An 18,672-nucleotide genomic window follows, 5' to 3' on the forward strand; every position below is an offset into this window, starting at 1 on the left:
CCGGACCCCGGCGCTCCGGTTTCCTGGACCGGGCCGGTGGCGGAGGTTCCGATGCCGGCTGTGTCGGTGCCGTTCAACAAACACTCCTCGGGTGGTTCGCCCAGTGCGTCATCCGATATGAGGGCTCAGATGCCCTGTGGGTTCCCTGAGAACCGCCGCAGCCCCGACCGGATCACGCCGGTCGCGGACAGGTTGCACCCATCTGCCCCTTGTCGTCCGTAGGCTCTGGGTGCGTAGTTGACCCGTGCGGTAGACGACCTGTCCCCACAACCTACGGAGAACCATGGCCGACGCCAGTCCCCAGGCCCGTGCCGTCACCCTGCTGGGCCGACCCAAACTGTGGCTGATGCCCACCGTCCTGACCGGGCTCCTCGCCCTGTTGCTGGCCCTCCTCTACATGGGCGGCATCGTCAACCCGCAGGGCGCCCTGCACCGTCTGCCCATCGCCCTGGTCAACGGCGACACCGGCAAGCCGCCTGCGGGGCAGCAGCAGAACGTGGGCACGCAGATCGCCGCGGCGATCACCTCGGACAAGTCGAACGAGAAGGCCGGGTGGCGCACCCTCACCCGGGCCGAGGCCCAGGACCAGCTCGACTCCGGCAAGGTGTACGGCGCCCTGGTCATCCCGCCCGACTTCACCACGTCCATCATGGCGCTCACCACGGCCGACGCCACCGCACGCCCGACGATGACGGTGCTCACCAACCCCGGCAAGGGCAGCCTGGGTTCCTCGCTCGCCAGTCAGATCACCACGGCGGCGGCGCACCAGGCCTCACAGACCGTCGGCAAACAGCTCACGGCAGCCGCGGGAGCACAGGCGAACCCCACGTCGAAACTGCTGCTCGCCGACCCGGTGAACGTCGTCACCCAGGTGGGCCACCCCATCGGCGGCCACAGCGGCCTCGGGCTCAGCGCCTTCTACTACACGCTGCTGCTCGTCCTGGCCGGCTTCATGGGCGGGAACGTCATCAGCAACGGCGTGGACACCGCCCTCGGCTACGCCGACAACGAGATCGGCCCCTGGCACACCCGCCGCCCCACCGTGCCGATCACCCGCACCCAGACCCTGCTGCTGAAGATGGTCATGACCGCGGGGATCACGGTCGTCAGCGTCTCCCTGATCATGCTCGCGACCATCTCGATCCTGGGCATGGACGCCACCCACATCCCGCTGCTGTGGATCTACTCCTACTGCGCGGCCCTGGCCGTCGGCCTCGGCGTACAGGCGATCAACGCGGCTTTCGGCGGGGTCGGCCAGCTGGTCTCCATGTTCGTCTTCATCGTCCTGGGCCTCCCGTCCTCCGGCGCCACGGTCCCCCTCCAGGCGGTGCCCGCGTTCTACCGCTTCCTGTCCCACTTCGAGCCCATGCGCCAGCTCAGCGACGGCGTCCGCGCCATCCTCTACTTCGAGGCCCGGGGCGACGCGGGCCTGTCCCGCTCCTGGCTGATGATCGGGATCGGCGCTGCCCTGGCCCTTCTCTTCGGCTTCGCGATGACCCGCTACTACGACCGCAAGGGCCATGTCCGCCTGACCCCGCAGCCCGCCTGACCCTCACGCTCCGCCGAGCAGCCGCTCGATCTCGGCAGGCTCCGGCAACGGCCCGTGATCGCCCGTCACCCAGAGCGCCGAGGCGGCGGCGATGTGCCCGAGCCGCAGGGCGCGCGGCATGCTCTCGCCCCGCAACAGCCCGGCCAGGAACCCGGCGGCGAAGGCGTCACCGGCTCCCACCGGCTCCACGACCTCGACGGGCAGGGCGGGCACCGTACAGACACTCCCGCCGACGAAGGCATGAGCGGCCCGCCCACCGTCCTTGACCACCAAGACCCGCGGCCCCGCCAACAGCCGCCGCACGTCGGCAGGTTGCAGGTGCTCGCCCCACAGCCCCTGAGCCTCGTCAAGCCCCACGAAGACGAGATCGGCCCGGCCGGCGAGGTCCCGCAGCACCTTGGCGGCCGTGCCGTCCGGCCAGAGCGCGGGGCGGTGATTGACGTCGAAGCCGATGGCGTACGGCCGCTCGTCCGCGGGCGTGGAAAGCGCCCGTTCCATCAGGTCCCGGCAGGTCGGGGAGAGCGCCGGGGTGATGCCGCTGAGGTGCAGCAGGGCGGCCGACCGCACCCGTTCGTCGTCCAGCAGCTCGGGGCCGAGCGCCGAGGCGGCCGAACCGGAGCGGTAGTAGTGGACGCGGGTGCGCTCGCGTCCGGGGTCCTTCACCAGCAGGCCGGTGGGCCGCACGGGATCGGTCCGTACGCCGCCGACGTCGACGCCGGCCGCCGACACGGCCGTGAGCACGCGTCGGCCGAGGGCGTCGTCGCCGAGGGCCGAGAGCCAGGAGACGGGGCGGCCGAGGTCGGCGAGGTACATGGCCACGTTGGACTCGGCTCCGGCCACGGAGAGGCGCAGTTCGGCGGCGGTTTCGAGGGAGTCGGGCGGGGTGGGGGCGAGGGCGGCCATGGTCTCGCCGACGCAGACGACGGGGCCGTCGGCGGGCCGCCAGTGGCCCACTGCGGTGCGCGTCACGGCGTGAACTCCCCTACCACCGCCAGGAAGGCCCGCGCACGCTCCCGCAGCGCGGCGACGCTCCCGCCGTCCGCCGCGTCGCCGATGAGGGGCGAGCCCACACCGACCGCGACGGCACCGGCGGCCAGGTAGGCGCGGGCCGCTTCTTCGTCGACCCCGCCCACCGGCACGAACAGCTCATGCGGGAACGGGCCACGCAGCGCCTTGAGGTATCCGGGGCCACCCGCCTGCGCGGCCGGGAAGATCTTCAGCGCGGCGGCGCCCAGGGAACGGGCCGCAAGGACCTCGGTCGGGGTCAGCACCCCGGCCAGCACCGGCATCCCCAACTCCCTTGCCGTACCAACCCCTTCGCCCAGTGCCGGCGTCACCGCGAAGTCCGCGCCGGCCCGGTGCGCGGCCCGTGCGTCCTCGGCCGTGAGGATCGTGCCGGCACCGAGGGGGCGGTCGGGGCCGAGGGCCCGGCGGGCGCGTTCGATGACGGTGAGCGCGTCCTTGCCGGTGAGGGAGACCTCGATCAGCTCGACGCCCTCCGCGGCCAGGGTCAGTACGGTGCTCAGCGCGGCTTCGGGGTCGTCGCCGCGGACGATGGCGACAAGGCGGTGGGCGGTCAGGGCCGCTCGTAGGTCCATGAGTACTCGTGCTCCACTTCCAGGTGTTTCAGGGGCAGTTGCAGTCCGGGGCGAGGGTGAGCCGCCAGCGCACCTCGCCGGACGGCGGTACGCGGGCCGCGTCTCCGGGGCCCGCCTCGGCGAGGTCGAAGACGCGGCCGAGCATCGGCTCGACGCCCGTGCTGCGGTAGGGGTCCGCGGCCGGGAAGCCGCCGAGGTTGCGCCACAGGGCGATCGACAGCGGCTGCCCCTCGGCTTCCAGGGAGAACCCCAGCCGGTCCACGTCGTCGTGCACGCAGCAGCGCGCGGAGTCGACGACGGCACCGACCGCGGTGCCGTCGTCCGGGCCGAACCGGTCGAGGCGGGATCCACGAGGTGCAGGCCAACTTCCCTCCACCCACGGTCCGTTGTCGGGGTAGAGGCGTGTGCTCGCCCCCTCCGGCAGGTGGACCGCCGCCCGCTGGGAGAGGTCGAGCAGGGCGTGTGCGGCCCAGACGAAGCGGAAGCCCGGGTCGGCCGTCAGGACGTAGTCGACCGGTGAGCCGTATCGGATGGTCCTGCTGAGCGAGAAGCGTTCGCAGTGGACGCTCTCGACCCCCTCCCCCTCCCTCACCCACGGCCGGGACCACGCGTCCCCGTGGTCGGGCGTGCCCCGGACCGTCGGCACGCACTCCTCCAGCCCGCCCGCGTCCACGAAGGCGTCCTCCGGCGACACGCCCTCGCGCCCGACTCCGTCCCGCCGCCACAGCCACTCGCGCCCACCGGACCGCAGCGAGGTCCAACGCCCGCCGTGGGCACGGTCGGTGACGATCTCCAGGGGGCTCACCGTCACCACTCCGCGAAGGACCCGTCCGCATGCCGCCACACAGGGTTGCGCCACGCGTGTCCCGTGCGGTCGGCGGCCCGTACGGCCGCCTCGTCGATCTCGACGCCGAGGCCGGGCGCATCGCCGCGGGGTGCGTGGCCGTCCACGAAGCGGAAGGGTTCGGGGTCGACGACGTAGGAGAGCAGGTCGGCGTCCTTGTTGTAGTGGATGCCCCGACTCTGTTCCTGGATGAGGAAGTTGGGCGTGGCGAAGGCGATCTGGAGGCTGGCCGCGAGGGCGATCGGGCCGAGCGGGCAGTGCGGGGCGAGCTGGGCGCCGTAGGTCTCGGCGAGCGAGGCGATGCGGTGGACCTCGGAGATGCCGCCCGCGTGGGAGAGGTCGGGCTGGGCGACGGCGATGCCGGCGGTGAGGACGGGGAGGAACTCGGCGCGGGAGTAGAGGCGTTCGCCGGTGGCGAGGGGGACGGGCGTCGAGGCGACCAGGCCCGGCAGCAGATGGCCCTGTTCGGGGACGACCGGTTCCTCCACGAACAGCGGGTGCAGCGGGGCGAGTTCGGCGAGGACCCGGCGGGCGGCCGCCGCGGTGAAGCGTCCGTGGAAGTCGACGGCGACGTCACGGTCCGGGCCGAGGGCCTCGCGGGCCGCGGCGACGCGCGCGACGACGGCCGCGGTCTCGGCGGCGGTGGCGACCGGCGAGGTGGCCCCGGCGGCGTTCATCTTGACCGCGGTGAAGCCCGCCTCCACCTGCTCCGCGATCTGCTCGCCGAGCGCCGCGGGTTCGTCGCCGCCGACCCAGGCGTAGACCCGGACGCGGTCGCGCACGGGGCCGCCGAGCAGGGCGTGCACGGGCGCACCGTACGTCTTGCCTGCGATGTCCCAGAGGGCCTGGTCCAGGCCCGCGACGGCGCTCGACAGGACCGGGCCGCCGCGGTAGAAGCCGCCCTTGGTGAGGACCTGCCAGTGGTCCTGGATGCGGAGCGGGTCCTGACCGATCAGGTATTCGGCGAGGACGTCGACGGCGGCCCGGACGACCTCGGCGCGGCCCTCGACCACGGGTTCGCCCCAGCCGACGACGCCGTCGTCGGTCTCGACGCGGCAGAACAGCCAGCGCGGCGGCACCAGGAAGGTTTCGATGCGGGTGATCTTCACTGGGCTCGGGAGCCTTCCGTCTCGTTCTCGTCCGTGGTGCCGAGCCGGTCCAGGTCGCGGCCGGCCTGGTCGAGCAGCGCCCGCATCGCGGCCTCGGCCGCAAGCGGGTCCTGGTCGCGTACGGCGTCGAGGACGGCCCGGTGGGCCGGGACCGGGTCCTCGCTGTGCGGGGAGGAGTGGACGATGCGGTCGCGGTGGGCGAGGCCGGACTCGATCACCATCTCCATGCGTTCGAGGAGTTCGTTGTGGGTGGCGGCGAGCAGGGCGCGGTGGAAGGCGAGGTCGGCCTCGACGGCGTGGGCGGCGCCCGCGTCCTCCTCCCCCATGGCCGTCAGGGCGCCTTCGAGGGCGGCCAGGTCGGCGTCGGTGCGGCGGGCGGCGGCGAGCCGGACGGCCGCCGGTTCGATGATCGCGCGCACCTCCGCGAGGTTGTGCAGCAGCGCCCGGTCGGCGTCCGTCGTACGACCGCCCTCGAACTGCCAGCGCAGCACGTCGGCGTCGAGCAGGTTCCAGTCGGCGCGGGCCCGCACGAAGGTGCCGCGCTTCTGGCGGGCGTCGACCATCCCCTTGGCGGCGAGCACCTTCAGGGACTCGCGCAGGGCGGTGAGGCTGACGTCCAGCTCGCTCTGGAGGGCGACCAGGTCGAGCGTGGCGCCTTCCGGGATGGCACCGCCCAGGATGCGGCGCGCGAGGGCCTCCACGGTCTGACCGTGCACGCCGCGGCGGGCGTAGGAGCTCATGTCGTACAGCCTTTCTGGTTCGTCTGCTGCGGGGCGGGGGCGGTCATGCGGAGGCCTTCACGACGCTCCAGCCGCCGTCCACGACCAGGCTCGTGCCGGTGATGTAGGAGGCTTCGTCGGCGGCGAGGAAGGCGATGGCCGCGGCCACCTCCTCGGGGGTGCCGAAGCGCCGGGCCGCGGTCCCGTCGACACTCCGCTCACGGTCCTCCGCCGGTACCCGGTCCCAGGCGGCGGTGAGGATCGGCCCCGGCAGGACGGCGTTGACCCGCACCTCGGGCCCGTACTCCACGGCGAGCTGTCCGCACAGGGACAGCAGGGCGCCCTTGGAGGCGGCGTAGGCGGGGTGCCCGGGGATGCCCGTCCGGGCGTGCACGGACGAGGTCAGGACCACAGAGCCGCGCCGCTCCCGCAGATCGGGCAGCACCGCCCGGAACCCGAGGAAACTGCCGGTGAGGTTGACGTCGAGCTGCCGCCGCCAGGAGGCGAGCGACAGCTCGTGCGCGGGCGTGACGTCGACGGTGAAGGCGTTGCCGACCAGGACGTCCACGGGCCCGAAGGCGTGCGCGGCGGCGAGCACGAGCCCCCAGTCCTGCTCGGAGGCGACGTCGGCGGTCACGAACCGGGCCCGCCCGCCGTCCTTGCCGATCCGCTCGGCCAGGGCCTCGCCCCGCTCCTCGGCGACATCGGCGAGCACGACGGCCGCGCCCTCCTCGGCGAGGCGTACGGCCGTGGCGGCGCCGATGCCGGAGGCCGCTCCGGTGACCACGGCGGTGCGGCCGGCGAAACGGGCGCCGGGCCGTCGTACGGGCTGGTCCATCGTGGGCTTCGACTCCTTGAGGTGAAAGGGCCTGCTCGAAACATAAGGGGCTCACTCACGGATCAGCACGACCAGGTCGGCATCGTGATCGGCGCTCCAGGAGAACGGCAGCCCGTAGTGGAGCAGATGGGCTCCGCTGTACGACGTCCCGGTCGCGTCGTCGCGACAGCGCACGGCCGGGTCCAGTCCCCGCAGCCGGAGCCGGTCGGGCCGCCCGGGCAGAAGCGGGGCGCCGTCGAGGCGGCCGGTGCTCAGCGCGGCGACGACCGTGCGCTCGCCGAGGTCGTACTGGACGCCGCAAGTGGGGTCTTCCGGCGTGCCGAGCAGCCGGGCCTCACCGTGGTGGATCACGTCCCGCACCTCCTTGTAGCGGGCGATCCACCGGGCGGCCTCGGCCCGCTGCTCCGCCGTCCAGGCGCGCAGGTCGGCGCCTATGCCCAGCACTCCGCACATGGCGTTGACGAAGCGGAAGGCGAGGCTGCGCGGGCGCGGGTCGAAGACGCCGGGCGCGTCGGTGACCCACGAGCTCATGACGTGCGGGGCGTGCGCGTGCAGGAACCCGAACTGCACGGACAGCCGGTCGAGCGGCGCGGTGTTGTCGCTGGGCCAGACGACGTCGGTGCGGGCGAGGGTGGCGTGGTCGACGCGTCCGCCGCCGCCCGCGCAGCCCTCGACGGTGACGTGGGGGTGGGCGGTGCGCAGGTGGTCGAGGACGCGGAGGTATCCGGCGACGTGCTCGGCGTCCAGGTCGACGGATCCTGCGCCGGGGCGGCCGCGCTCGGTGGGCGGGCGGTTCATGTCCCACTTCAGGTAGGTGATGTCGTACTCGCCGAGCAGCCGGTCGAGGGTGCCGATCACGAAGTCCTGGACGTCGGTCCGGCCGAGGTCGAGGAGGAGCTGGTTGCGGACCAGGCGGGAGGGGCGGCCCTCGATGCGGTAGACCCACTCGGGGTGTTCGGCGTACGGACGGCTGCCCGGGCTGACCGCCTCGGGCTCGACCCACAGGCCGAAGCCCAGGCCCAACGTCCTTGTCTCGTCGATGAATTGACCGAGGCCGTCCGGGAAGGAGACCGGGTCCGGGTACCAGTCGCCCAGTCCCCCGGTGTCGTCGCCCCGCCCGGTGAACCAGCCGTCGTCGATCACGAACAGCTCGGCCCCGATGTCGGCGGCGGCCTTGGCCAGCTCCAGCTGCCCGGCCGCGTCGACGTCGAATCCGGTGGCCTCCCAGGAGTTGTAGAGGACCTTGCGCGGGCGGTGCAGTCGCTCGCCGGCCAGCCGGCGCTCGTAGCGGTGCCAGACGCGGGACAGACCGTCGAGGCCGTCCGGGCTGAAGGCGCAGGCCAGGCTGGGGGTGACGAGGGTTTCGCCGGGCGCGAGCAGGACGGCTTCCTCGTGCGGGACCCGCCCGGCCCGGACGCGCAGGCTGCCGCCTGGCTCGGCCTCCGCGGTGATGTGCCAGTTGCCCGGCCATTCGAGGGCGATGCCGTAGGTCGCCTCCCCGTCCTGCACGGCGAGCCAGGGCGCGTAGGCGTGTCCGGGCGCCCCCTGGAGGCTGCCGATGGCGAACGTCCCTCTGGGCAGGTCGAGTTGGGTGCGTTGGAACTCCTGGGACCACTGACCGGAGAGGTACGTCAGGCGGGCCGTACCGGTGACGGGGATGTTGACGGCGGCCGAGTCGAGCCGCTCCAGGCGGAGTTGGCCGGTGGCGGTGAACTCGGCCCGGCGGAGGATCACGTCGGTGCCCGGCACGGTCTCGTAGTGGAGGACCGTGCGCAGGCCGAGCACCTCGTCGGTGAACGTCAGCCGCAGTGCTCCCTGTTGTTCCTCGGCCCCGACGAACTCCCACCACACGCCCCGGTCCTCGCCCGGCCGCGAGGCCACCAGCTCCGATCCGGTGAACGGCCGTAGCCCGTACGGCAGATACTCGGCGGGGGCCGCGTCCGCGGGGGTGATGAAGTGCGTACGCCGGGACCGGTCCAGGGCGGACGGGCCGTGTTCGACGCCCAGCGGGCCCCAGGCGTCGAGTTCGGCCCAGGGGCCGGCCGGGGAGAGGCGGACCGCGTAGCTCGTGTTCTCGGTCCGCAAGGTCCAGCGCTTGTGCGTCACTTGACGGCTCCCAGGTTGAGGCCGGCCACGAAGTGGCGCTGGAAGCGGAGGAAGACGGCGACCGTGGGGGCGGCGGCGATGACCGAACCGGCCGCGATCACGTTCCACATCGACACGTACTGGCCCTGGAGTCCGATGAGGGCGGCGGTGATCGGCATCTTGGTGTCGCTGCGCAGGACAGTGATCGCCCACAGCAGGTCGTTGAAGATCCAGGTGAAGGAGAGGGCGCTGAGCGCGGCCAGGGCGGGGCGGGTCAGCGGCAGGATGATCCGCCAGAAGATCTGCCAGGGCCCGGCCCCGTCGACGACCGCCGCCTGCTGGATCTCCACCGGGATCGAGCGCATGAAGCCGTGCAGGACGAAGACGTAGAAGCCGACGCCGAAGCCGATCTGCACGCCGATGAGGGCCGGGAGGGTGTCGTAGACGCCCATCAGTTCGCTGAGCTTGGACACCGGGATGAGGAGGATCTGGGGCGGGAGGAGGTTGCCGCCGAGCATGAGGAGCAACAGCGAGCGTCGGAAGGGGAGTTCGTAGCGGCTCAGCGCGAACGCGGCCATCGCGGCGAGGGCGAGGGTGATCAGGACGCAGGGGATGGTGACCAACAGGCTGTTGATCAGGGCGCGTTGCTGGCCGCCGTCGGTCCAGGCCTGGCCGAAGTTGCCGAGCGTGAAGGAGTGCGGCCAACTGCCCAGACCATGCGCGGCGATGTCGTCGAAGGAGCGCAGGCTGGTCACCACGACCAGGGCGATGGGCAGCAGCCAGAGGACGGCCAACGCCCCTGCCCCGAGGTGGAATCCGGCGGTGGCGGCCCGCTTGCGGCGAAGCCCGGCGGAGGTGGTGAAGGTGGTGGACATCAGTCGGCCTCCCGGAACGCGCGGACGAGGTAGGAGGCGATGACGCCGAAGGCCAGCACGAAGATGACGACGGCGAGGGCGGAGCCGTAACCGAGGCGCAGGGACTGGAAGGCGGTCGAGTACATGTAGGTGCTCAGCAGCTCGGACGAGTGGTAGGGGCCGCCGCGGGTCAGGGACCACACGACGTCGAAGGAGCGGAGTGAGTCGATGACGATGACCGACAGAACTACCGCGTTGACGCTGCGGAGTTGGGGCAGGGTGACGTGCCGGAAACGCTGCCAGGCGGTCGCGCCGTCGACCTTGGCGGCCTCGTAGAGGGCCGGATCGATGCCCTTGAGGCCGGCCAGGTAGAGGACCATGACATAGCCGATCTGGCGCCACAGCGCGGGCACGATGACCGCGTAGAGGGCGGTGTCCTGGTCGGCGAGCCAGGCGTGCTGGAGGCTGTCCAGGCCGACAGAGCCGAGGAGGCGGTTGAGGACGCCGTCGGGCTGGTAGATGGCCTGCCAGACCAGGGCCGTTGCGACCAGTGAGAAGACGACCGGCAGGAACAGGGCGGCCCGGTAGAAGCCGACGCCGCGGCGCTCCTGCTGGAGCAGTAGTGCGGCGGCGAGGCCGAGCACTGCGGACAGGCCGCCGAAGAGCACGAGCCAGAGGACGGTGTGGCCGGCCGCGCTGCGGAAGACCTCGTCGTGGGCCATCTCCCGGAAGTTGCCGAATCCGATGAACTGCGGTGGGGAGACGCCGTCCCATTTGGTGAGGGCCAGGTAGAAGCCCTGGAGGGCGGGCCAGAACACCCACAGGGCCTCGGCGAGCAGCGGTACCAGGACGAAGGCCAGGACCAGGGGTGGGGTGCGCCGAGGGCCCCCGGCCCGCTTGCCGCCGCCGGGCGGGCGGACCGGGGACCTGCGTTCGGGTGCGGTCAGGACGGCCATGTCAGGCGTTCCAGATCTTCTCGGCGTCGCGCTGCCAGTCGGTGAGGATGGACCCGATGGACTTGGGCTTGGCCAGGAACTTGGTGAGCGCGGTGTCGGCGGTGGGCTGGAGGGCGTCGCTGGAGTCGCGGTTGAAGAACTGGGTTATCTCGGCGGCCTGTTGGATGTGCTCGCGGCCCTTCTTCACGAGAGCCGTACCCGCGTCCTGGGCGTCGGGGTTGCAGGGGAGGACGGTCCCGGACGAGCCCTTGATGTAGAGCTCCTGGGCCTCCGCGGTGGCGAGGTACTTCATCAGGTCGAAGACCTGGTCGCGGCGGCCGGTGCGGGCGCTGGCGAAGTAGCCGTCGGTGGGGGCCTCTTCGGCGAGGGGGACCTTGGCGTCGATGACGGGGAAGCGGAAGAAGTCGATGTCGTCGAGGGCGTTCTTCGGTGCCGCGTCGGCGAAGAAGGTGCCGATGAGCATCATGCCGGTGTGGCCGTTGAGCAGGGCGGTCGTGGCGTCCTGGAAGGGGATGGCGACGCCGTTCGGGTCGAAGTACGGCAGCACCTCCTGCCAGCGGTCGAAGACCTTGCGCACCTCGGGGTCGGTGAACCGGTGCTTCCCGGCGAGGAGTTGGCGGTGGTAGTCGGCGCCGTTGATCCGGATGTCGAGGTAGTCGAACCACGCCGAGGCCACCCAGGGGGTGTTGCCGCCGGCGCCGAGCCCGATCGGGGCGACGCCCTTGGACTTCAACTTGTCGCACAGGTCGAGGAAGTCGTCCCAGCTCTTCGGCTCGCTGACACCCCACTTGGCGAAGTTGGACTTCCGGTAGAACATGCCCCACCAATAGTAGGTGGTGGGCACGAAGACCTTCTTGCCGGCGCTCGACGTGCAGAGCGAGTTCAGGGCCTTCGAGTACTTCTTCAGGTCCGGCGAGGAGGCCCACACCTCGTCGAGGTCGAGCAGCAGCTTCTTCTTGGCGTAGGCGTCCGCGACCGAGCCGGGGTACCAGGTGTACACGTCCGGCGGGTTGGCCGAGGTGAGGTAGGTCGGCAGCTGGGTGCGGAAGGTCTCGGCGGCGACCGTGTTCAGGCTCGCGCGCTCGGAGCCCTTCTTGCCGTACGCCGTGACGATGTCCTCCATCGCGGCCTTGGCCTGCGGGGCGGAGAGATTGGACTGGAGCGTCACATCCCCCTTGGCGGAGCTCTTGCCGGAGGAGGTCGAGGTGACACAGCCGCTGAGCAGCGCCGCCGTCCCGGCGGCACCGAGCCCGGCGAGGAACCGGCGTCGGCCGGTCTGGAACTTGACCATGATTGATTCCTAATTTATTTGAATTCGGTCCGGTGGAGGTGGCCGTCGACCCCGCGGAACACCGCGTCCACGGCTCCGCCCGGCCCGGCGACCGCGCCGAGCGCCCCGTCGAACGCGGCGCTCGGGAACTCCTGCCGCTTGCTCCACCCCTGCCAGCCGCCGTCGGCGTACCGCTGCTGCCAGAGCGTGTAGTCGGCGGCCCGCGCGTACAGCACGACCGCGTCCCCGACGGCCACCAGCGTCGGACTCCCGCTGACGGTCCCGCCGAGCGACACCCACGCCGTCCACTGCCCCGAGGTGTCCCGCGACCGCACCCAGATGTCGTCCGCCGCCGTGCGTACGGCGACATGGACGCGCCCCTGACTGTCGACCACCGCCGACGGCCTGCCGTACGTCTGCCGGTCCCCCGGCAGCCCGAGCGAGGACCAGCCGGTGGCCGGCCCGCGCTGCACGACCGCGCCGTCGGCGCCGCGCGCGAACAGCGTCCAGTGGCCGGGATCGGTGAAGGCGACGGACGGGGCGTCGGTCAACTCCCCGCCCAGGGACTGCCATTGACCCCAGCGCCCGTCGGCGAAGACCCGCCGGTGGGCGCGGTTGTCGGTGCCGCGGGCGAACACGTCGACACGACCGCCGGTGGAGGCGTAGGCGGCGGGCTGGCCCAGGATCCTCCCCTGCACGGGACCACCGAGATCCTTCACCCTCCCGTCCACGTCCTTCTCGACGAGCGAGCCGCGCGGCCCGCGGAAGAACACGGACCCGTCACTCACCACGGCCGGGCTCGCCGTGGTCTTCTCGCCCAGGTCCGTGCCAGGCAGCACGTCGGCACCCGTCAGCTTCAGGAACGCCGTGCCGTGCGCGGGGACCTCGACGGTGTACGACCCCGTGTGCGTGCCCCGGTCGGCCCGCGCCCGCAGGTCACGGACCCGCACCGGTCCGCCGAGCCCTGCGTCGGCGAACCGCACGGTCCGCAGGGCGGGTTGGTCGGAGCGGTTGAGCAGGACGACGGCCCGCTGTCCGCGCCCCTGGAGGACCTTGCTGTAGACGTCGCCGACCGAGTCCGTCGCCACCCGTACGCCCTGGACCGCGAGGGGGTCCTGGTCGACGGCGATGATCTCCGGGTTGCGCAGGGTCGCGATCATCGAGTCGGACAGGGCCCGCGGGTCGGAGCCCAGCATCAGCGGCGAGCCCATCTCGGCCCACGTCACGAACTGACTGGTGGACTCCTCCTGCGTCAGCTCGTACGACCCGTCGGTCATCTTCCGCATGGGGATGAGGTAGTCCGGGTCGTTGTAGTGGCCGGGGCCCTGCGCCTCGGGGTGCCAGGCGTTGGCGTCCATGTTGCGCAGGACGTTGGGCCACTGGCCGGGGCTCGGGGTGCCCCAGGCGATGTCGGTGCCGGTGCGCCAGGAGTCGGCGACGGTCGGGGCGTAGACGTAGGTGTTGTGGGCGTCCTGCTCGGGGGTGTGCGGCAGGCCCCAGTCGTCGGTCAGCGGGTTGCAGAGGTTGAGCAGCATCCTGCGGCCGGACTTGGCGACCGCGTCGCTGAACTCCTTGAAGGCGGGCCCCGGGTCGAGCTTCGCCCCGATCCCGCACAGGAAGTCGACCTTGATGGCGTCGACCTTCCAGTCCGCGAACTGCCGTGCGTCCTGCTCGTAGTACCCACGGCTGCCGAGACCACAGCTTCTGCCGCCGTCGTAGGTGCCGGCGTCGGTGTAGATCCCGGCCCGCAGACCGTGCTTGTGCAGGTAGGAGACAAGGGCGGGGATGCCGGACGGGAACCGTTCCGGGTTGGCCACCAAGTGCCCCTGTGCGTCACGGGGGTTGTCGGCCTGCCAGCCGCCGTCGAGCCAGACGATGTCGTAGCCGCTGTCCCGCAGACCACTGCCGACCAGCCGGTCGGCGACGGCACGCACCTCCTTCTCGGTGGGGGCGCCGAGCCCGTAGTAGGTGTTCCAGCCCATGTACGGCGTGGGCGCCAGACCGCTGTCGTAGTACGCGGGCGCGCCCTGGTCGTCAGCGCTCCGTGCTGCGACTGCGGGGGTGGCGGTGACGGCGAGAACGGTCGCGATCGCGACGGTCGTGGCCAGTCCATGCAGGTGTGAAGTCGTCACGGCGAAGACTGTGGCCCTGTGGCCGAAACCCTGTCAATATTAATTCCTAATTTATTTAAACAGGGTCGTCGGGCCTGCCGGAACCCTTGACAGGACCCGGACCCGCGTGCAGTGTTTGGCAACGTTGTCAGAGGCGAACGTCCCTGATCGGAGCCGCAGTTCATGTCGGATCAGCCTTACAGACCGTCCCGCCGCACCGTGCTCTCCACCTCGGCCACCCTCCTGGCGAGCTTCGGCCTCGAAGCGGCCCTCCCCGCCCAGGCCCTGGCGTCGGGTTCCAGCCACCCGGGCGAGCTCGCCGCCTACCGTCCCGTCACCGTCTCCTCCACGGACTACGCGCCCACTCCGGCCGAGTTCGCGGTGGACAAGGTCGCCGCCGCCGGAGTGCGCGGCACCGGCTGGCGGGCCGCGCCCGGCGACCCGCAGTGGATCTCCGTGGACCTCCAGGCCCTGTGCGCCATCGAGTCGCTCCGCCTCACCTTCGAGGCGACGGCCGACGACCCGCCGTACACCGACGCCCCCGGCGGCAACCCGCGCAACGACACGACGGGCCAGGAGATCCTCTCCAGCTGCGCGGTCGACTACGTGATCGAGACCTCGCGGGACCACAAGGCGTGGACGGCCGTGTACCGCACCGACTCCGGCAAGGGCGGGGTCGTCGAGATCGCCCTCCCCGAGCCGGTCACCGCCCGCTGGGTGCGGATGACGGTCCACAAGCGCTCCAACAGCAACCCGCTGGGCCTCAACGGCCTTCAGGTGTACGGCACTTGCCGCACCGCCCGTCCGCACGTCACCGGCTGGACCGACTGGGGCACCCGGCACCGCACGCCTCCCGCACTGAAGGTCGCCGCGGACGGCACGGTCCCGCTGGAGTCCGGCTGGGACCTCACCATGGACGACTGGGCGGACGGTGACGGCGCCGAGCTCTCCAAGTCCTCGGTGGACACGAGCGGTTGGCTGCCTGCCACGGTGCCGGGGACCGTGCTGACCTCTCTGGTGGACCAGGGCAAGCTGCCCGACCCGGTGGCCGGCCTCGACAACCTCCATGTCCCGGAGGCCCTTTCGCGGCACTCCTGGTGGTACCGACGCGCCTTCACGCTCCCCGAGGGGCTGCGCACCGGCGCCGGTCGCCGGGTCTGGCTGGAGTTCGACGGGGTCAACCACAGGGCCGAGGTGTGGTTCAACGGCAGCCGGGTCGGCGATGTGACCTTCCCCTTCGCCCGTGCCGCCTTCGACGTGACCGAGCTGCTCGGCTCCGCGGAACAGGCGCTGGCCGTCCGCATCACGCCCATGCCGTTCCCGGGCAGCCCGGGCGACAAGGGCCCGGCGGGTCTGGCGTTCGTGGACGCCGGGGCGAACATGATGAACCGCAACTCCCCCACGTATCTGGCCTCTTCGGGCTGGGACTGGATGCCCGCGGTGCGCGACCGGGCGGCCGGCATCTGGAACCACGTCCGGCTGCGCTCGACGGGCGCCGCGGTCCTGGGCGACCCCCGCGTCGACACCCGCCTCCCCGACCTGCCCGACACCGGCACCGCCGAGCTGACGGTCGTCGTCCCGGTACGCAACGCCGACTCCGCCGCCAGGAGCGTCACGGTCAAGGCGGCCTTCGACGCCGTACACCTGAGCCGCACGGTGACGGTCCCCGGCGGCGAGACCACGGACGTCATCTTCACCCCGGCCGACCACCCCGAACTCCGCCTCCGTGACCCGAAGTTGTGGTGGCCCAACGGCTACGGCTCCCCCGCCCTGCACGACCTGACCCTCACCGCGTCCGTCGGCGGCGAGCGGAGCGACCGCCGCACGACCCGCTTCGGGATACGCCAGTTCGGCTACGAGTACGAGGTGCCGCTGGTCTTCCAGTCGGGCAGCGACGCGTACGCCCAGACGGTGACCTTCGACCGGCGCAAGGCAAGGTATGTGCGGGTCATGTGCCGTACTCGGGCGACGAGTTGGGGCTCGTCGATATGGGCACTGACCGTCGCCGACAGCTCGGCGCCCGACAGTGACCTCGCCCTCCACAAGAAGGCGACGGCCTCCTCGGTCGACGACCCGGGGAATCCGCCGGGCAACGCAACCGACGGGGACGCGGGCACCCGCTGGTCCTCGGCCTTCGAGGACGACCAGTGGATCGAGGTCGATCTGGAGTCCTCGGTGTCCTTCGACCGGGTGGTGATCACCTGGGAGCAGGCGTACGCCAGGACGTTCACGATCCAGGTCTCCGACGACGGTGACACCTGGACGGACGCGGCTTCCGTCGACAACACGGCGGTGCCGCTGCCCTTCCGGACGAGTGGTTCCGCGAGCCTGCAGAACGTCGACTTCCCGGCGCGCACGGCCCGGCATCTGCGGGTCTTCTGCCGTACGAGGGCGACCAGTTGGGGCTCCTCCCTGTGGAGCCTCTCGGTGCTGAACAGCGCCTCGCCCGACACCGATCTGGCCCTGCACAAGCAGGCATCGGCGTCCTCGGTCGACGATCCGGGCAACCCGGCCTCGAACGCCACGGACGGCAACCCCGACACCCGCTGGTCCTCCGCCTTCGAGGACGACCAGTGGATCCAGGTCGACCTCGGCTCCTCGGTCACCTTCGACCGCGTGGCCGTCCTCTGGGAGACGGCGTACCCGAGGACGTACACCATCCAGGTCTCGGACGACGGCGAGAGCTGGACGGACGTGAAGTCCGTCGACAACTCGACCGTGCCGCTGAAGATCAGCGTCAACGGGGTGCGGGTGTTCTGCCGCGGTGGCAACTGGGGCTGGGACGAGCTGTTGCGCCGGATGCCCGCCGAGCGGATGGACGCGGCGGTGCGGATGCACCGGGACATGAACTTCACGATGATCCGCAACTGGGTGGGCAGCAGCAACCGCGAGGAGTTCTACGCCAGTTGCGACGAGCACGGGCTGCTGGTGTGGAACGACTTCCCGGGCGCCTGGGCGATGGACCCGCCGGACCACCAGGCCTTCCTCGATCTCGCGCAGGACACGGTCCGCCGGTACCGGATCCATCCCGGCGTGGTCGTGTGGTGCGGGGCCAACGAGGGGAATCCGCCCGGTCCGGTCGACGACGGGATGCGTGCGGCGGTGCGTGCCGAGGCGCCGGATCTGCTGTACCAGAACAACTCCGCGGGCGGGATCGTCTCCGGCGGCGGGCCCTACGGCTGGGTGGAGCCGGAGCGCTACTCCTCCCCGCCACCTACGGCAGCGGCAGCTTCGGCTTCCACACCGAGATCGGGATGCCGGTCGTGCCGACGGCCGAGACGATGCGCGGGCTGGTCGGCGACGAACCCGAGTGGCCGATCGGCGGCGCCTGGTACCACCACGACTGGAGCACCAGGGGGAATCAGGCGCCGCAGAACTACCGCGCCGCCATCGAGTCACGACTCGGCCCGGCCACGGACCTGGATGACTTCTGCCGCAAGGCGCAGTTCGTCAACTACGAGAACCACCGCGCCATGTTCGAGGCCTGGAACGCCAGGCTCTGGGACGACGCGAGCGGGTTGATGCTGTGGATGTCGCATCCCGCCTGGTACAGCACGGTGTGGCAGACGTACGACTACGACTTCGACGTCAACGGCGCCTACTACGGCGCCCGCAAGGCCAGTGAGCCCGTACATGTGCAGGCCGGCGCGACGGACGGACGGGTGATCGCCGTCAACCACACCCCTGGGGCGATCGAGGGCGCCACGGTCTCGGCGCGCTGCCACGACCTGATTGGTCGTCAACTCGCCGCTGAGCAGCGCAAGAAGGTCGACATCGCGCCGTCCTCGACCACGAGCGCGTTCACGGTGGACCGGGCCGGGCTGCCGGACTTCCATCTGCTGCGGGTCCGGCTCACCGACGCCCGCGGTGAGTTGCTGTCCGAGAACACGTACTGGCGCTGTCAAAAGCCGGACGACATGCTGGCGTTGAACGACCTGCCCCAGTCCCGTGTGTCCGTCGACATCACCGGAACGAGCAGCTCGGGCACACGGCACGGCCTCACCGCCCGCCTCCGCAACCGTGGTTCGTCGGTCGCGGCGATGGTACGTGTCTCGCTCCGCGACGCGAAGACCGGTCGCCGGGTGCTGCCAACCCTGTATGGCGACAACTACCTGTGGCTGCTGCCCGGCGAATCCCGCCTCCTCAGCGTCTCCTGGTCGGCCGACGCACCGGGTGCGTCACGTCCGAAACTCCGAGTGGAGGGCTACAACGTGCCCGTGGCCGACGCTCAGCCGCAATAGGAACTCCTCGACGTGGACCGCACTCCGTGGCGGGGGGCTCGACCGCGGACCGACCGGCCTGCCGAGTGCGCCGTGCAACCCTCTCGCAACCTTGGCCGTGCTGCCCTGGAGGCATGTATGAGGAGACCCCACGCGTCGAACTCACCCCCGCGGCCGCCGACCTGCTGCGCAGCCTCCGGGCGACGCACGGCCCGCTGATGTTCCACCAGTCCGGCGGCTGCTGCGACGGCAGCGCGCCCATGTGCTTCCCGGAGGGCGAGTTCCGCACCGGCGGCTCGGACGTGCTCCTCGCGGAGCTGCGGGTGGAGGGCGTGCCGGAGCCGGTGACCTTCTGGATGTCGCGCAGCCAGTACGAGGTGTGGAGCCACACCCGGCTGATCGTGGACATCGTAGCGGGTCGCGGGAGCGGTTTCTCGCTGGAGGCGCCCGAGGGGGTGCGTTTTCTCACTCGTTCTCGCGTAGTCGACGCATAGCCACTGCGGCGGCCATGGCCGTCTG

The 18,672-nt window shown here is 71.4% G+C and carries 13 protein-coding genes and 1 pseudogene; 3 read left to right on the forward strand and 11 right to left on the reverse strand.

The annotated features are described in order from the left end of the window. The first annotated feature begins 283 nt into the window (after positions 1–283). Positions 284–1,549 (forward strand): YhgE/Pip domain-containing protein, encoded by a 1,266-nt coding sequence (locus ACQEWB_RS06440; protein WP_432827949.1) that lies wholly within the window; start codon positions 284–286, stop codon positions 1,547–1,549. Between the two features lie 3 nt (positions 1,550–1,552). On the opposite strand, the gene ACQEWB_RS06445 is transcribed toward ACQEWB_RS06440, so the two are convergent. From ACQEWB_RS06445 to ACQEWB_RS06495, 11 genes are read right to left on the reverse strand one after another with little or no spacing between them, the layout of a single operon-like run. After that, the gene (locus ACQEWB_RS06445; RefSeq protein ID WP_432827951.1) at positions 1,553–2,518 is read right to left on the reverse strand and encodes a sugar kinase; all 966 of its coding nucleotides are present in this window, start codon (positions 2,516–2,518) and stop codon (positions 1,553–1,555) included. Next, complete coding sequence (locus ACQEWB_RS06450) at positions 2,515–3,147, reverse strand: bifunctional 4-hydroxy-2-oxoglutarate aldolase/2-dehydro-3-deoxy-phosphogluconate aldolase (protein WP_432827953.1); 633 nt, start codon at positions 3,145–3,147, stop codon at positions 2,515–2,517. The genes ACQEWB_RS06445 and ACQEWB_RS06450 overlap by 4 nt, the downstream gene beginning before the upstream one ends. A 28-nt stretch (positions 3,148–3,175) precedes the next feature. Next, positions 3,176–3,952, reverse strand: a complete 777-nt coding sequence (locus ACQEWB_RS06455; RefSeq protein ID WP_432827955.1) for a hypothetical protein — start codon at positions 3,950–3,952, stop codon at positions 3,176–3,178. A 2-nt stretch (positions 3,953–3,954) separates the two neighbouring features. After that, positions 3,955–5,100: a galactonate dehydratase gene (gene dgoD / locus ACQEWB_RS06460; RefSeq protein ID WP_432827957.1), complete on the reverse strand. Its 1,146-nt coding sequence runs from the start codon at positions 5,098–5,100 to the stop codon at positions 3,955–3,957. Then, positions 5,097–5,840, reverse strand: a complete 744-nt coding sequence (locus ACQEWB_RS06465; RefSeq protein WP_432827959.1) for a FadR/GntR family transcriptional regulator — start codon at positions 5,838–5,840, stop codon at positions 5,097–5,099. Before ACQEWB_RS06465 ends, dgoD begins: the two co-directional genes overlap by 4 nt. 43 nt (positions 5,841–5,883) lie before the next feature. Beyond that, complete coding sequence (locus tag ACQEWB_RS06470) at positions 5,884–6,657, reverse strand: SDR family NAD(P)-dependent oxidoreductase (protein ID WP_432827961.1); 774 nt, start codon at positions 6,655–6,657, stop codon at positions 5,884–5,886. A 51-nt stretch (positions 6,658–6,708) separates the two neighbouring features. Beyond that, the gene (locus ACQEWB_RS06475; protein WP_432827963.1) at positions 6,709–8,763 is read right to left on the reverse strand and encodes an alpha-galactosidase; all 2,055 of its coding nucleotides are present in this window, start codon (positions 8,761–8,763) and stop codon (positions 6,709–6,711) included. Then, a complete protein-coding gene (locus tag ACQEWB_RS06480) occupies positions 8,760–9,617 on the reverse strand; it encodes a carbohydrate ABC transporter permease (protein WP_432827965.1) in 858 nt (285 codons plus the stop codon). Before ACQEWB_RS06480 ends, ACQEWB_RS06475 begins: the two co-directional genes overlap by 4 nt. Beyond that, on the reverse strand, positions 9,617–10,552 hold the full coding sequence (locus tag ACQEWB_RS06485; protein WP_432827967.1) for a carbohydrate ABC transporter permease: 936 nt from the start codon (positions 10,550–10,552) through the stop codon (positions 9,617–9,619). Before ACQEWB_RS06485 ends, ACQEWB_RS06480 begins: the two co-directional genes overlap by 1 nt. Position 10,553: 1 nt before the next feature. Next, a complete protein-coding gene (locus ACQEWB_RS06490) occupies positions 10,554–11,843 on the reverse strand; it encodes an ABC transporter substrate-binding protein (RefSeq protein ID WP_432827969.1) in 1,290 nt (429 codons plus the stop codon). A gap of 14 nt (positions 11,844–11,857) precedes the next feature. Continuing rightward, entirely contained in the window at positions 11,858–13,954 is a 2,097-nt protein-coding gene (locus ACQEWB_RS06495) for a glycoside hydrolase family 27 protein (protein WP_432827971.1), read from the reverse strand. A 162-nt stretch (positions 13,955–14,116) separates the two neighbouring features. Here ACQEWB_RS06495 and ACQEWB_RS06500 point away from each other — a divergent pair. Next, positions 14,117–18,174 (forward strand): annotated as a pseudogene (locus ACQEWB_RS06500) (discoidin domain-containing protein). Between the two features lie 113 nt (positions 18,175–18,287). Next, positions 18,288–18,647, forward strand: coding sequence for a DUF779 domain-containing protein (locus ACQEWB_RS06505; RefSeq protein ID WP_432827973.1), 360 nt, complete (start codon positions 18,288–18,290; stop codon positions 18,645–18,647). The last annotated feature ends 25 nt before the right edge of the window (positions 18,648–18,672 follow it).

The organism is Streptomyces sp. CA-249302, assembly GCF_050936785.1.
Taxonomy (GTDB): domain Bacteria; phylum Actinomycetota; class Actinomycetes; order Streptomycetales; family Streptomycetaceae; genus Streptomyces.